This is a genomic window from Pseudomonas sp. GW822-FHT02G04, from assembly GCF_058802085.1.
Window position 1 is genome coordinate 1 of sequence record NZ_JBXANU010000029.1, and the last position, 15,516, is coordinate 15,516.

12 protein-coding genes are annotated in these 15,516 nt (G+C 60.3%); 10 read left to right on the top strand and 2 right to left on the bottom strand.

Annotated elements, in window-relative coordinates; translation table 11 throughout:
- The first annotated feature begins 256 nt into the window (after window positions 1-256).
- Window positions 257-2,149, top strand: coding sequence for a penicillin-binding protein 2 (gene mrdA / locus AC1RO5_RS25975; protein WP_493178423.1), 1,893 nt, complete (start codon window positions 257-259; stop codon window positions 2,147-2,149).
- Window positions 2,150-2,160: 11 nt separating this feature from the next.
- On the opposite strand, the gene AC1RO5_RS25980 is transcribed toward mrdA, so the two are convergent.
- Window positions 2,161-3,120 (bottom strand): LysR family transcriptional regulator, encoded by a 960-nt coding sequence (locus AC1RO5_RS25980; protein ID WP_493178424.1) that lies wholly within the window; start codon window positions 3,118-3,120, stop codon window positions 2,161-2,163.
- 156 nt (window positions 3,121-3,276) lie between these two features.
- Between AC1RO5_RS25980 and AC1RO5_RS25985 the strand changes: the two genes are divergently transcribed.
- The 9 genes from AC1RO5_RS25985 to AC1RO5_RS26025 all read left to right on the top strand — a co-directional run bounded on the left by AC1RO5_RS25985 (window position 3,277) and on the right by AC1RO5_RS26025 (window position 12,712).
- On the top strand, window positions 3,277-4,578 hold the full coding sequence (locus AC1RO5_RS25985; protein WP_493178425.1) for an MFS transporter: 1,302 nt from the start codon (window positions 3,277-3,279) through the stop codon (window positions 4,576-4,578).
- On the top strand, window positions 4,575-5,330 hold the full coding sequence (locus AC1RO5_RS25990; protein ID WP_007940199.1) for a class II aldolase/adducin family protein: 756 nt from the start codon (window positions 4,575-4,577) through the stop codon (window positions 5,328-5,330). The genes AC1RO5_RS25985 and AC1RO5_RS25990 overlap by 4 nt, the downstream gene beginning before the upstream one ends.
- A complete protein-coding gene (locus AC1RO5_RS25995) occupies window positions 5,327-6,268 on the top strand; it encodes a 2-hydroxyacid dehydrogenase (RefSeq protein WP_493178427.1) in 942 nt (313 codons plus the stop codon). The genes AC1RO5_RS25990 and AC1RO5_RS25995 overlap by 4 nt, the downstream gene beginning before the upstream one ends.
- 127 nt (window positions 6,269-6,395) lie before the next feature.
- Entirely contained in the window at window positions 6,396-7,775 is a 1,380-nt protein-coding gene (locus tag AC1RO5_RS26000) for an MFS transporter (protein ID WP_493178428.1), read from the top strand.
- A gap of 18 nt (window positions 7,776-7,793) precedes the next feature.
- Window positions 7,794-8,186: a RidA family protein gene (locus AC1RO5_RS26005; protein WP_493178430.1), complete on the top strand. Its 393-nt coding sequence runs from the start codon at window positions 7,794-7,796 to the stop codon at window positions 8,184-8,186.
- Window positions 8,179-8,799, top strand: coding sequence for an RraA family protein (locus AC1RO5_RS26010; protein WP_413695812.1), 621 nt, complete (start codon window positions 8,179-8,181; stop codon window positions 8,797-8,799). The genes AC1RO5_RS26005 and AC1RO5_RS26010 overlap by 8 nt, the downstream gene beginning before the upstream one ends.
- Before the next feature lie 46 nt (window positions 8,800-8,845).
- Entirely contained in the window at window positions 8,846-10,156 is a 1,311-nt protein-coding gene (locus tag AC1RO5_RS26015) for an OprD family porin (protein ID WP_493178431.1), read from the top strand.
- Window positions 10,157-10,241: 85 nt separating this feature from the next.
- On the top strand, window positions 10,242-11,471 hold the full coding sequence (locus AC1RO5_RS26020; RefSeq protein WP_493178432.1) for a Zn-dependent hydrolase: 1,230 nt from the start codon (window positions 10,242-10,244) through the stop codon (window positions 11,469-11,471).
- Between the two features lie 215 nt (window positions 11,472-11,686).
- Window positions 11,687-12,712: a histone deacetylase family protein gene (locus AC1RO5_RS26025; RefSeq protein WP_493178435.1), complete on the top strand. Its 1,026-nt coding sequence runs from the start codon at window positions 11,687-11,689 to the stop codon at window positions 12,710-12,712.
- A 105-nt stretch (window positions 12,713-12,817) separates the two neighbouring features.
- Here the strand turns inward: AC1RO5_RS26025 and AC1RO5_RS26030 are convergent, their stop codons facing one another.
- On the bottom strand, window positions 12,818-15,511 hold the full coding sequence (locus tag AC1RO5_RS26030; protein ID WP_493178436.1) for an SNF2-related protein: 2,694 nt from the start codon (window positions 15,509-15,511) through the stop codon (window positions 12,818-12,820).
- Between the last annotated feature and the right edge of the window lie 5 nt (window positions 15,512-15,516).

Consider the following 15,516-nt stretch of genomic DNA (forward strand, 5'->3'; position numbering starts at 1 on the left):
AGGTCATCGTCAAGATTAAATTCCGAAACCCCTATCTGCGTATGCAGGTAGGGGTTTTGTTTTGCCCGCAGGAAAGTGCTTTGGCAATAAAGGGCTAGCCGATAGCCATCCCTGGTAACGGTCGCATCGTTCGTGAAACTTCGGCAGAGCGCGCTAAAAACCACGTCGTTTTTGGTATGGTGCAGCTCGTTTCAATGGACTGACTGCAAGCCTACGGATCGGTACTCCCGTTTTTAGTCAAAGAGTTGCTGCAGAAATGCCCGAACCGATACCGATCAAGGACCACGAAAAAGAGACGCGCCTGGTCAACAAAAGACTGATGGCCTGCGCCTTGTTCGTCGCCGCCATTAGTTGCGCGCTGGTGGTGCGCATGTACGTCCTGCAGGTTGTCGAGTTCGACTATCACTCGACGATCTCCGAAAACAACCGCGTCCATGTCCTGCCGATCACTCCAACTCGTGGGCTGATCTACGACCGCAATGGCGTGGTGCTGGCAGACAACCGGCCCAGTTTCAACTTGACCATCACCCGCGAACGCGCTTCTGATGTCAAAAGCGAGCTGGATGAAGTGGTCAACCTCCTGCACCTGCCGGCTGAGGACCGCACGCTGTTTGACAAGGCGATGAAGCAGGCCAGGCACCCCTTCGTCCCGGTCACGCTGTTCTATGAGCTCAGCGAAGAACAGATAGCCGTACTCGCCGTCAACGAGTTCCGTCTGCCCGGAATCGATGTAGAGCCACAGTTCGTTCGCCACTACCCCATGGGCGCGCACTTTGCCCATTCGATCGGCTACGTCGGTCGCATTAACGAAAAAGAATCCAAAGCCCTGGACACGGTGGAATACCGTGGCACCCAATCCATTGGCAAAACCGGTATCGAGAAATTCTACGAATCAGAATTGCACGGCCACGTGGGTTACGAAGAAGTCGAAACCAATGCCCAGGGTCGCGTGTTGCGAGTGCTCAAGCACACCGATCCGATCCCTGGCAAAAACATCGTCCTGAGCCTCGACGTCAAACTTCAGGAAGCCGCCGAGGAGGCGTTGGGCGATCGCCGTGGCTCGGTGGTCGCTCTCGATCCGTCGACCGGCGAAGTATTGGCCATGGTCAGCAAGCCAAGCTTCGACCCGAACCTGTTTGTGACGGGCATCAGCTTCAAGGAATACGCGGCGTTGCACGATTCCATCGACCGGCCGCTGTTCAACCGCGTGCTGCGCGGGCTCTACGCGCCGGGCTCGACCATCAAGCCGGAAGTGGCGATCGCTGGCCTCGACGCCGGGGTGGTCACCCCGCAGACCCGCGTCTTCGATCCGGGCTATTACCAGTTACCGGATTTCGATCATAAGTACCGTAACTGGAACCACAGTGGTGATGGCTGGGTGAACATGGACACGGCGATCATGCGCTCCAACGACACCTACTTCTACGATCTGGCCCACAAGCTGGGCATCGACCGCCTGCACGACTACATGGCGATGTTCGGCCTTGGCGAGAAGGTCTCGCTGGACATGTTCGAAGAGTCTCCCGGTCTGATGCCGTCTCAGGCCTGGAAGCGCGCCACGCGGCGACAGGCATGGTTCCCCGGCGAGACAGTGATCCTCGGCATTGGCCAAGGCTACATGCAGGTCACCCCTCTGCAACTGGCCCAGGCCACCGCGCTGATTGCCAACAAAGGCGTGTGGAATCGTCCGCATTTGGCCAAGACCGTGGACGGTGTCGCGCCGGTGGACGAACATCCGATGCCGAACATCCTGCTCAAGGATCCGCGTGACTGGGAGCAGGTCAACCACGGCATGCAGATGGTCATGCACGACGCCCGCGGGATTGCCCGAGCGGCGGCGGAGGGCGCGCAGTACCGCATTGCCGGCAAAAGTGGCACCGCGCAAGTGGTGGCGATCAAGCAGGGTGAGCGCTACAACCGGGCGAAAACCCTTGAGCGTAACCGCGACAATGCGTTGTTCGTCGGTTTTGCCCCGGCCGAACATCCGAAGATTGTCATCTCGGTGATGATCGAAAACGGCGAGGCCGGTGGTCGCGTTGCCGGCCCTGTGGTGCGGCAGATCATGGATGCCTGGCTACTCGATCAGGGCGGCCACCTGAAGCCGCAATACGCCGCGCCGAGCAAAGCCCCGGGCGACCCTCACGTTTAAGGATCAAGGCTTCACAGCACAGGCTCACGAATGCTGAGCATGTGCTGGAAGCTTTCCAGGAACACGGTTTCGGCCTGACTCATCTTCTGCTCGCGATTCCACAACAGCTGGATATCGAAATCCACCACGCCATCTTCCGGCGGCAAACGCCAGAGCAAACCTTGCTCGACATCCCTGCGCACCAGATGAGTCGGCAGACACCCGATACCAAACCCTGCGCAGATCAAGCGGTAAATCTCTTCGAAACTGGTAGATGACGCAACGATCTTGCCGGTAAAGCCTTGCTGGTCGCGAAACAGGGTCAGGGGGGAAAGGTTGCCGCCGAGCTGATCGCTGGTGAAGCTGACGAAATTCTCTGCAGCGAGCTGTTCCAGGGTCAGATTCTCTTGTCCGAAAAGTCGATGACGCTGCCCGCAAAAGTACGCATAACGCTCGCGAAACAATACCCGCTGTTCCAGTCGCGGCTGCGGTAAACGGCACAATCCGACGCCGATGGTCGCGGTCTTTTGCAGCAGCGAACTGATGATGTTCGAACTGCCCATCACCTCGACTTCCAGCTCGATTTTCGGGTGGGTTTCATGGAAATCGGCGAGGAACTCATCGTAGTGCCGTGCTTGCACGCCGCTGACGGTGAGGATGCGAATCTTGCCCACCACGTCGTCGTGCCGACTCTCCAGCACCGTTCCCAAGCGCGAAATATCGCCGTAAATGTCCGTTGCAATGCGCAGGACTTCTTCCCCGGTTTCCGTCAGATCGAACCGTCGCCCACTGCGGGCGATCAACACACATTCCAGTTGTTCTTCCAGACGCTTCAAAGCCTGGCTGACCGCCGACTGGGTGATGTGCAGCCGCGCGGCAGCCCGACTCATGCTGCCTTCCTGACCGATCACCAGATAAGTGCGCAGCAGGTTCCAGTCGAGACGGTCATTCAGAAAGCGGCGGCCGACCCACGGGTTGGAGGTGGAGGACATAAAAACCCCATGTAGTAGCAGTGCTAATAGTACAGATAAGAATATGAAAATTGACTAATCCTGGCACGGAAGCGATAAAGCCCACAAGCGCCACAGAGTGCAACCGTAACCAGCCTTCAGTACCTGCCCAAAACTATAAATACACAGGGTCCTTGCATGCACACTACTCCCCAACCGCGACGAGCCGCGGCCGCAGCTTTCATTGGCACGACCATTGAGTTCTACGACTTTTACATCTACGCCACGGCGGCGGCGCTGGTGCTCGGGCAAGTGTTCTTTCCCAGCAGCGACCCAGTGATGAGCACGTTGGCAGCCTTCGGCGGTTTCGCCGTTGGCTTCATCGCCCGTCCCATGGCCGGTATGGTTTTCGGACATTTGGGCGATCGTCTGGGCCGCAAGAAAATGTTGCTGGTGACCATGGCCCTGATGGGGCTGGCCACCGCCGGCATCGGCATGTTGCCGAGCTACGCCAGCGCCGGCATCTGGGCTCCGATTGGCCTGATTGTGCTGCGGTTGATCCAGGGTATTTCGGTCGGCGGCGAGTGGGGCGGGGCGGTGTTGATGGCCAGCGAACATGCGCCGGCCAAGCGCAAAACCTTTTACGCCTCGTTCGCCCAGCTCGGCAGTCCGGCCGGTTTGTTGCTGGCTTTGATCGCCTTTCGTCTGGTGACCGCCCTTGAGCCGGAGGACTTCCTCGCCTGGGGCTGGCGTCTGCCGTTTCTCGCCAGCGGTGTGCTGATGATGGTTGGGCTGATGATTCGTTCCGGCGTCCACGAGTCTCCGGAATTCGCCAAGGCGAAGGACAACAACGAAACGGCGAAATACCCGGTGAAGGACGTGATCCGCACCTGCTGGCGGCAGATCCTGTTTGCTGCCGCAGCCGTGACCATCGGTTCGGCCGGGTTCTTCTTCACCAACACCTTCATGATCACTTACGTCACCCAATACCAGGGTATCCCGCGCTCGACGATCCTCGATTGCCTGTTCCTGGTGACTGTCATTCAACTGCTCTCGCAACCGCTTTCCGCACTGCTCGCCGAGCGCATCGGCGAAGGCCGTTTCCTCAAGCTCGTCGCGCTGCTGTGCATGGTCACGCCGTATCCGATGTTCCTGCTGGTGAGTACGCAGAACATTGTGCTGATGACCGTCGGCATTGCCCTGGCGGTGGTGATCCTCTCGGCGCTGTACGCGGTGATTGCCGGTTACATGACCCAGGCGTTCCCGGTGCACCTGCGCTACTCGGGCATTTCCATCGCATACCAGTTGAGTTGCGCGCTCGCCGGCGGCACCACGCCGCTGATCGGCACGCTGCTGGCGAGCAAGTTTTCCGGGCAGTGGCTGCCATTGGCGGTGTTCTTCACGTTGCTGTCGGCCCTGTCCTTGATCGGTGTTTGCGGCCTGGCCCGCCTGCGCGCCAACCCGGTCGTCACCCACGCTGCTAAAGAGGTGTATTCGTGAGTAAACCTGAACACATCGGTCCGGTTGAATGGCAAGCCCGTTGCGAACTGGCCGCGCTGTATCGCCTGGTCGCGCACTTTCGCATGACCGACCTGATCGACACCCACATTACCCTGCGGATTCCAGGGCCTGAGCATCACTTTCTGATCAACCGCTACGGGGTGATTTTCGACCGCATGCGCGCCTCGGATCTGGTGCGTATCGATCAGGAAGGGCGAGTGGTCGATCCGGCCTACGAAGGGCATCGGGTCAATGCCGCAGGCTTTGTGATTCACTCGGCAATCCACATGGCTCGCCCGGATCTCAACTGTGTGATTCACACCCACACCGCCGCCGGCATGGCCGTCGCCGCGCAGAAGCACGGCTTGTTGCCGATCAGTCAGCACGCGCTGAAGTTCTACGGCAAGTTGGCGTATCACACCTATGAAGGCATTGCCCTGTCGCTGGATGAGCGCGAGCGTTTGATTGCCGACCTGGGACCGCACCGGGCGATGATCCTGCGCAATCATGGCCTGCTGGTCGGCGGCTCCGGCGTGGCTCAGGCGTTTCAGGAGATTCACTTCCTGGAACGCGCCTGTCAGGCACAGGTCCAGGCGCTGGCCGGTGGTTCGGCCCTGCATTACCCGTCTCCGGAAGTCTGTGCGCACACCGCCGAACAGTTTGACCGTGATGAACAGGACAACATCATCGACCTGGCCTGGGAGGCCGCTCTGACCTTGATCGAATCCCAGCGCGAGTCCTACTTATCGTGAACACCGTCATCAACACCGTGGTTTTGCTGTCCCGCGACAGTCTGCTGCTCAAGCAATTGCAGGCTGCGTTTGCCCGCAGCGCGCCGCAACTCAAGGCTGTGTTGGCCGATGATCCACAAGCGGTCAACGCGCAGATTGCCGCGTGCTGGTTTCCCTTGCCGGGCAGCCTCGGCGCGTTGCCGAACCTGCAGGTCATTCACTCGGTGGCCGCCGGTATCGATCACCTGGAGCACGACCCGTCGTGCCCGGATTTGCCGGTATGCCGGGTGGTCGATCCCGGTCACCGTCAAGGCATGACCGAATATGTGCGCTGGGCGGTGATTCACTATCACCGTGGTTTTGATCGGGTGCTGGAGCAACAACGGGAGCAGCGCTGGGAGCGCCCGCTGCAACGGGCGGCGGGCCAGTTCAAGGTCGGGGTGATGGGGCTTGGCTCGTTGGGCAGCGCCATTGCCGAGGATCTGGCCGCCGCTGGTTACGACGTACGCGGGTGGGCTCGCCGCAGCAAGGACTTGCCGGGCGTGCAGACCTTCGCCGGGGCCGAGGCATTCAATCCTTTTCTCGACGGTGTGGAGTTGCTGATCAACCTGCTGCCGCTGACCAGCGAAACCCGCGGCATTCTCGGCAATGCAACGTTCGAGCGATTGGCCAACGGCGCCGCGCTGGTCAATTGTGGCCGGGGCGGTCATCTGAACATTGATGACCTCGAACAAGCGCTCAAGCGAGGAAAACTGCGCGGTGCTTTGCTGGATGTTTTCGAACAAGAACCGCTGCCGGTCGATCACCGCCTCTGGAACATGCCCGGCGTCACTATCACACCGCACATGGCGTCGGCCGCCTCCCATGATTGTATTGCCGAACAAGTAGCGGAGAGTTTCCGTCGTTTAAATGCCGGTGAGCCGTTATTGAATTGTGCGGACAGAACACTGGGTTATTAATAAAAAGTGCCTTGCAAACTCGCCCGCTTAGTTGGGCGAGTTATAACAACAATCCCTCACATCAAACGTTTTACTGCCAGTAAAAACAATTAAATAACGAGTTCTTGAAGAATTCCTGGAGACAGTGATGAGCGATCTATCGCCTGTAGAAAAGTCCGGCGCGCCGCCGGAAGTTGCAATCAGCATGAAGAAAGTGGCCGTGGCCAGCGTGATCGGCACCACGGTGGAGTGGTACGACTTGTTCGTTTTCGCCACCGCCTCGGCGCTGGTGTTCAACAAAGTGTTCTTCCCGGACTTCGTGCCATTGATTGGCACGTTACTGGCCTTTGGTACTTTTGCTTCGGCGTACCTGGCGCGGATCGTCGGCGCTGCCTTGTTCGGGCATTTCGGTGACCGTTTGGGCCGCAAGTCGATGTTGCTGATTTCGCTGCTGACCATGGGCGCCGCCACTTTCGCGATCGGGTTACTACCGAACTACGCGGCCATTGGTATCTGGGCGCCGATCCTGTTGTTGCTGTTAAGGGTGATTCAAGGCCTGGCATTGGGCGGCGAGTGGGGCGGGGCGGTGCTGATGGCGGTGGAACATGCGCCGACCAACAAGCGCGGCTTGTACGGTTCATGGGTACAGATCGGCGTTCCGGCCGGGACCATGATTGCCAACCTGGCCTTCCTGCTGATCGCGGCGTGGCTGTCGCCTGAAGACCTGTTGGCCTGGGGCTGGCGCATTCCGTTCCTGGCCAGCGTGCTGCTGATCGCCGTGGGCTTGTACATCCGCCTGAACATCGCTGAAACCCCGGCCTTCAACAAGGTCAAGGAAGCCGAAGTCCAGGTGAAAATGCCGCTGGCTGAAGTCTTCCGCAAGTACTGGAAACAAGTGGTACTGGGCGGGATCGCTACGATGTCGACCGGTGCGTCGTTCAACATCATCGTCGCGTTCGGCTTGACCTACGGCACGCAGAATCTCGGCTTCAGCCGTAGCGTGATGCTCGGCGTGGTGCTGTTGTCCTGCGCCTGGTGCATCGTCATGTTGCCGGTGTTTGGCGCGCTGTCGGACCGCTTCGGACGCAAGCCGATTATTGTCGCCGGCATCGTCGCCGAAGCCTTGGTGGCGTTCCCGATGTTCTGGTTGATGGACACCAAAGAGTTGCCCTTGGTGATCTTCGGCTACTTGCTGTTGATGACCGCGTTCGCCGCCAACTACGGACCGATCGCGACGTTCCTCGCCGAACTGTTCGGCACGCGTGTGCGTTATTCGGGATTGTCCATCAGCTACATGTTGTCCGGCCTGCTTGGCAGCGCCGCGACACCTATTGTCACCACCGCATTGCTTGCGGCGACCGGAAAAGGTTCGTCGGTGGCCTGGTACATGATCGGCGCGGCGTTGATTTCGCTGATAGCGCTGTTGTTGCTGACCGAGACCTTCAAGCGAGACATCAGCGACGTCCCAACGGCAGTGCCGACGGACGAGCCAGCCCTCGGCAAACCGGTCAAATCGGCTGCCGCCTGATTAATGGAGTTCAACAACATGCGCAGAATTCAGTCAGCCCCAGGCTTTATCGGCCCGGTCGGCCCTTACTCCCAGGCGGTGGTCAGCGGTCACCTGGTGTTCACCGCCGGGCAAATTCCGGCCCAGAGCGGGCTCTATGACCAACCCGCCGATTTCTCCGAACAAGTACGGCAAACCTTACGCAATCTGGAGGCGATCCTGATTGAAGCCGGGTCCGACTTCAGCCACGTGATCAAGGTTAACGCCTACCTCACCGATCCCGCGCAACTGGAGCCGTTCAACGCGGTGTATCGCGAGTTCCTCGGCCATGCGCCGCCGGCTCGCACCACGGTCTGCGTGGCCCTTTGGGGCGTGTCGCTGGAAATCGACTGTGTCGCCGAGCTGATTGCGAAGGAGCCGCAGCATGGATGAGTCCCGGCTGATCGAGCAGCTCAACGCGGTGAGCTTTCCAACCCTCGGGCATTTTCTCGAGCAGGGTTTTGCCGACTCACAACTGCGAGCCATGGTGCCCAATGTGAGACTGGTCGGCCGCGCGCTGACCCTGAAACTGGTGGGCGCCGACGCCATCGCGGTCAACCAGGCATTAGCGCTGATCCAGCCCGGCGATGTGTTGGTGATCGACACTGACGGTGACTGGCAACACGCCCCCGTGGGCGCGGTCACCAGTTGCGCGGCGAGTTGTGCGGGTGCGGTGGGCATTGTGGTGGACGGCGCGGTGACCGACTTGCTCGAACTGCGTGAAGCCGGGCTACCGGTCTTCGCTCGCGGCACCAGCCTGCTGACCACCAAGTTGCATGGCCGTGGTGACAGCCAGATCAATCAGCCGATTCACTGCGCCGGTGTCACGGTGCATCCCGGCGATCTGGTGCTGGCGGACGACAACGGTGTGTTGTTTCTCGATCCGGCCACCGCGCAAGACGTCATCGAGCGCGCACTGGCATCGGACCGGGCAGAACCGCAACTGCTGACCCGGCTGATGGCGGGTGAGCCGGTGTCCAGTGTCTTGAGCATAAATCTCTCTTAATGACCGGTCGCCAGCCAGACCGCTGGCGGCTCAGGAACTTCAATCAATGAATAAACAACCGTTGGCACTGATTGCGATCGGCAGTGCTCTTTTCAGTCCGTTGAGCATGGCGGACTTTATTAAAGACAGTAAAGCGACCCTCGGGATGCGCAACTTTTACTTCAATAACGACAATCGCGATGGCGCCGCGAGTCCTTCCAGAACCGAAGAGTGGGCTCAGGGATTCATGCTCAACTATCAGTCGGGATACACCGAAGGCACGGTCGGCTTTGGCGTTGATGCACTCGGCTTGTTGGGTGTTCGGCTGGACAGCGGTGACGGTCGCCATGTCGGCAGTTCGATGATCCCCAGCGATGGCAATGGCGCCGCCGAGCAATGGACGCGTTTCGGTGCGACGGCGAAGATGCGCGTTGCCCAGACTGAAATGCGTTACGGCACCCTGACGCCGAAGTTGCCGATCTTGCAGGCCAACGACGGCCGGTTGCTGCCACAGACGTTCGAAGGTGGGCAGATCGTTTCCAATGACTTCGAACACCTGACCCTGACCGGTGGCCATCTTGAACACGCCACGGGTCGCGGCTCCAGCGACAGCACCGGCCTGGCCGTGGCCGGCGGTACTCGGGAAAGCAACGCGTTCAATTTTGCCGGTGCCGATTACAAGGTCAGCGAAGCGCTTCTGGCGCAGTACTACTACGCCAATCTCGAGGACTATTACCAACAGCATTTCGCCGGCCTGGTTCATAACCTGAAACTGGGGGATTTCGGTGCGCTGAAAACCGATCTGCGCTACTTCAAGACCACCGCCGACGGCGCCAATGACTCGGCCGCCGGGCGGGCCAGCGGCTATCGCACCAGTGGCTATACGCAGAACGGCGACGGCAAGATCGATAACAACACCTGGAGCCTGGCGTTCACCTGGAGCATTGGCGCTCATGCGCTGATGGCCGGTTATCAGCAGGTGTCCAGCGACAGCGGCTTCGTGCAGCTCAATCAGGGTGGTTTGCCGGATAAAGGAGCTGCGGGCGCGAGCGTCTACCTGCTGACCGACCGTTACATCCAGAACTTTACCCGCGCCGGAGAACGTACCGGTTTCGGCCAATACACCTACGATTTCGCCGCCCTCGGCCTACCAGGGCTCAAGGCCTCGGCGATGTACCTGTCGGGGCGCGGGATCCGGACGACGGCCGGGCCTGAGCAAGAGGAGTGGGAACGGGACCTGAGCGTCGATTACGTGATCCAGAGCGGGCCGTTGAAAAACGTTGCCCTGGGTTGGCGCAATGGCGTGTCGCGCAGTGAGGCGTCACGCGATGCGGACCAGAACCGCTTGGTGGTCAGCTACAGCCTGCCGCTGTTCTGATCGGCTTGTCCATTGCCCGTCGCCATGCCAGCGCTCAGCGTTTGGAAATGGCCTGCGTTTGATCAAAAAATTCCAGGAGTGACTCATGTTGAAGATTAATGGTGAACGCCTGTGGGCGAGCCTGATGGCCATGGCTGAAATCGGTGCAACGGCTCGTGGCGGCAGTTGCCGTCTGGCGCTGAGCGATGAAGACAAGGCCGGTCGCGAGCTGTTCTCCCAGTGGTGCCGCGAGGCTGGCATGACCTTGAGCGTGGATGCCATCGGCAACCTGTTCGCCCGCCGCGCCGGCACCGACCCGGATGCCGCGCCGGTGATGATGGGCAGTCACCTCGACACCCAGCCTGAAGGCGGACGTTTTGACGGCGTCTATGGTGTGCTCGCCGGTCTGGAAGTGGTCCGTTGCCTCAACGACCTCGGCATCCAGACCCGTAAACCGCTGGAAGTAGCGGTGTGGACCAACGAAGAAGGTGCGCGTTTTACCCCGGCGATGTTCGGCTCGGCAGTGTTTACCGGGATCATGGAACTGGACGCTGCATTGGCGGTGCGTGACGTGGATGGCATCAGCGTTGCCGAGGCGCTGCAACGCACCGGTTATGCCGGCGAGCGGCCGTTGGGCGGGGCGGTGGATGCGTACTTTGAAGCGCACATCGAACAAGGGCCGATCCTTGAAGACAACGCCAAGAGCATCGGTGTGGTCAGCGGTGGTCAGGCGATTCGCTGGCTCGACGTACGGGTTGAAGGCATGGCCGCCCACGCGGGCACCACGCCGATGCCGTTGCGCAAGGACGCCTTGTACGGCGTGGCGCGGATGATTCAGGCAATTGAAGGTTTGGCCACGGATTTTGCCCCTGAAGGCCTGACCACGGTTGGCGAGCTGAGCATCAACAAGTCGTCGCGCAACACCATTCCGGGCCTGGTGAACTTCACAGTCGACCTGCGTCATCACCGCGACGAAGCCATCGAGGCCATGGAGCAGCAGGTCCGCGCACGGCTCCAGGCGATTGCCGACGGTCGCGGTTTGACGGTGACGATCACCCCGCACTGGATCAGCCCGGCGACCCCGTTCGACGCCGATTGCGTGGCGGCGGTGCAGCACGCGGTGGATGCGCTGGGCTACGCTCAACAATCGATTGTCAGCGGTGCCGGGCACGATGCGATTCACCTGGCGCGGTTCTGCCCGACGGCGATGGTGTTCATTCCTTGTGTTGGCGGATTGAGCCATAACGAAGCGGAAGACGTGCTGCCTGAAGATGTGCGTCAGGGCACTGATGTGTTGCTGAACGCCGTGCTGTCTCGCGCTGGCAAAGCTGAATAAACACGACCCCTGTGGCGGGCGGCGATAGTGTGGCGAGGGGGCTTGCCCCCGTTGGGGTGCGAAGCGCCCCCGGCATTTCAAAGTCAAACCACATGTATAGGGTTTACGACTGCTACGCAGCCGAACGGGGGCAAGCCCCCTCGCCACACAAGCTCGCTCGCCACAGAGTGTTCATCCGGGCAAAAGATCTACATTAACTGACAGGTATTAACCCCATGCGCAGTTTTTTCCATCCCGAACAATTGCTCCACCATCCGCGCAGCTACTACTCCCGCGGGCAGATGCGCACGCCGCAGGAAGTGCCCGAGCGCGCACAACGGCTGGTGCAGGCGTCAAAGGCGTTGGGCTTTACGGTCGAGCAACCGGCCGATGCCGGGCTTGTTCCGCTGCTGGCGGTGCACGGTGCGCCGTACCTGACGTTCTTGCAGGAAGCGCATCAGCGCTGGAAGGAAGTCCCCGAGGATTGGGGCGATGAGGTGATGTCGAACATCTTCGTGCGCGAGCCCAACGCCTTGCGCGGAGTTCTCGCTCAGGCCGCGCGTTATCTGGCGGACGGCAGTTGCCCGGTGGGTGAGCAGACCTGGCGCTCGGCTTATTGGTCGGCGCAAAGCGCGATTGCCGGCGCCCAGGCATTGCTCGATGGCGAGCCGGCCGCGTATGCCTTGTGTCGTCCGCCGGGTCATCACGCTCGGGCCGAAGCGGCGGGTGGTTTCTGTTATGTGAACAATGCGGCGGTGGCCGCTCAGGTGTTGCGTGCCGGGTTTGAGCGAGTCGCGGTGCTCGACACCGACATGCACCATGGGCAGGGAATCCAGGAGATTTTCTACGACCGCGATGACGTGCTGTATGTCTCGGTGCACGGCGATCCGACCAACTTCTATCCGGGGGTTGCCGGGTTCAGCGATGAGCGCGGTGTCGGGGCGGGAGAGGGGTTCAATCTGAACTTGCCGATGGCCCATGGTGCGAGTGAGGCGGACTTTCTGGCACAGCTTGAAGTGGCGTTGGCGGCGGTGCAAGATTTTGGCGCCGAGGTATTAGTGCTGTCCCTGGGGTTCGATATTTTCGAGCTGGACCCGCAAAGCAAAGTGGCAGTAACCCGTGAAGGCTTTGCGCGACTGGGCGAGCGGATTCGCGGTCTTGGGTTGCCGTGCCTGATTGTGCAGGAAGGCGGATATCACCTGGAGAGTCTTGAGGATAATGCCCGGGCGTTTTTTGTCGGACCAGAAGTTTGGCAGCTCTGAGTTCGATGGAGGCCAGAAGGCCGTTTTCGCGAGCAAGTTCCCGCAGGATGGATGCTCACCCTGTGGGGGGCAAGCTTGCTCGCAATGGCGATCTGACTGTCCCTGCTACTTATCAATTTTTTCCGGCAACGGCGCAAACAACGCCTCGATATCATCGCTCTGCAACTTCCAGTCCCCAGTCTTGCGCCCATCCAGCACGCCTGCGGCCAGATCGGACTTTTCCTTCTGCAGATGCTGAATTTTCTCTTCCACCGTGCCCCTGGCAATCATCTTGTAGACGAACACCGGCTTCTCCTGACCAATGCGATATGCGCGGTCGGTCGCCTGATTTTCCGTCGCAGGGTTCCACCAAGGGTCGTAGTGAATCACCGTATCGGCTTCGGTCAGGTTCAGACCCACACCGCCAGCCTTCAGGCTGATCAGAAAGATCTGGCGCTTGCCGCTCTGGAACTCCTTCACCGGCGTGCGTCGGTCACGGGTCTGGCCGGTCAGGATCGCATACGCCACACCGCGTTTGTTCAGTTCGTCCTCGATCAGCGACAGCATTGAAGTGAACTGCGAGAACAGCAAAATCCGCCGCCCTTCCTCGAACAGCTCTTCAAGCATTTCCATCAGGCTATCGAGTTTGCCGGAGGTGCTGCCGCGAGCGGGCAGGGCGGCATCGTTGACCAGACGCAAATCACAGCACACCTGACGCAGCTTCAACAGCGCCTCAAGAATGATGATCTGGCTGCGCGCCACGCCTTTGCGGGTGATCTCGTCGCGGACTTTTTTGTCCATGGCCAGGCGCATGGTTTCGTACACGTCGCGCTGGGCTTCGTTGAGTTCGACCCAATGGACAATCTCGGTTTTCGGCGGCAGTTCGGTGGCCACTTGTTCCTTGGTCCGGCGCAGCAGGAACGGTTTGATCCGACCGTTCAGGTGTTGCAGTCGGACTTCACTGGCACGCTTTTCTATCGGCACGCGGTAATCGCGGTTGAAGCTTTTCACGTCACCGAGCCAGCCCGGCAGCAGGAAGTGGAACAGCGACCACAGCTCGCCCAAGTGGTTTTCCAGCGGCGTGCCACTCAGGCACAAACGCTGGCGAGCATTCAGCTCACGGGCGGCGTGGGCGGCCTTGCTATTAGGGTTCTTGATGTACTGCGCTTCATCCAGCACCAGTACGTGCAACGGCTGTGCGGCCAGGCGTTCGACGTCTTTGGGCAGCAGTGCATAAGTGGTCAGGATCAAGTCGTAATCGGCCAGATTATCGAAATGCTTTTTGCGGCTGATGCCGTACAACGCCAGCACTTTAAGCTGTGGCGTGAAGTGCGCTGCTTCATCGAGCCAGTTGGGAATCAGGCTGGTGGGCATGACCACCATGCACGGCCGATCGAGGCGCCCGGCATTCTTCTCGCTGAGAATGTGCGCCAAGGTTTGTAGGGTTTTGCCCAGGCCCATGTCGTCCGCGAGAATCCCGCCGACTTCCAGTTGTCGCAACGATTGCATCCAGCTCAGGCCTTCCAGCTGATACGGGCGTAAGGTGGCATTCAGGCCTTCCGGCGCGGCCGCGGTGTGGTCCTTGATGTCGCGCAGGCGCTGGGCAAAGGTGCGGATCTGCTCGCCACCTTCCCAGAGCAGTGGCAGGCCTTCCAGCGGGTTCAGTCGCGTGGCGTCGGCCTTGCTCAGACGCAGCGTGGTTTCGCCGGGCTCTTGCAGGTAAAACTCGCCGAGGGTGGCCAGCACCGGTTTCAGGCGGCCGAAGGGCAGGGCGACCTGCAACGGGCCCTGGTCGGTGCTGCGGCGTTGCGGAATGTTCACCAGGATCAGTTCGTCGTCACGACGTCGGGCGAGCCGTTCCGGGTTGAGGATTTCGGTGTGGGAGCGCATCAGGTTCAACAGGATCGGCAGCAGGCTCAGGCGTTCGCCGTTGACGATGATCCCCAGTTCCAGGTCGAACCAGTCGCGTTCCGGTGCCTGCTCGACGGTGGCGTACCAGTCGTCCACGGCGGTCAGGTCGAAGCCGAAATCCTCGTCGATCTGCAACTCCCAGCCTTGGGTGCGCAACTTCGGCAGCTCATTGAGGGTGAAGGTCAGCCAGGCGCTGTCGTTGACCATCTCGTAGAGTTCGCCGGCACTTTCCGGCAAGGCTTTGCTTTGTCGGGTGGCGACTTTGAAACCGAGGATCCGCAGCTGTTCCCTGTAGGTCTGTTCGACTTCCGGGTGACGTTTTATCCGCAGCGTCTGTGTCTCCTGACGAATCAGGATGTCAGCGTTTTTCTGTCCGCTGACGTACTCGTCCAGATAGCTGAAGGACAGCGCCGCGCGATGCTGAATGTAACGCTGCATCTTGCCGTTGCGCGGTTCGAAGGCACTGAATTCGATGCTCGCCAGCCACAGGCGCGGCACCGGTTGCACGTTGTCCACCAGCACTTGCGGCGGCGCTTTCGGGCTACGGTTTTCCAGTACGGCCTGAAGTTTTTCCAGCAGTTCGGCGTCTTTCGCGGCGGCCGGATACGCGAGGGTTTCCTGCACTTGCAGCAACACCGCCGCGCAATGTTTGCAGTTGCTGTGAACCGGGCAGGTGCACGTGGCGTCGATCATCAGCAAGGTGCCTTTGGCCGACTCGCGCAGGCGAATGGTCTGACGGTAAACGTTGCCGCCAGAGCCTTCGCAACTGGCGGTGATGGTGGCGTCGCCGGCTTCGACGATCCTGACGCGGTTCTCCAGTGCGTAGCGACGGCCACGCTCCAGACTCTGTTCCTTGAATCGGCTGACCCAGGATGTTGCCAGGGGTTTGCTCAGGGTCGCGGAGGACATAAGGG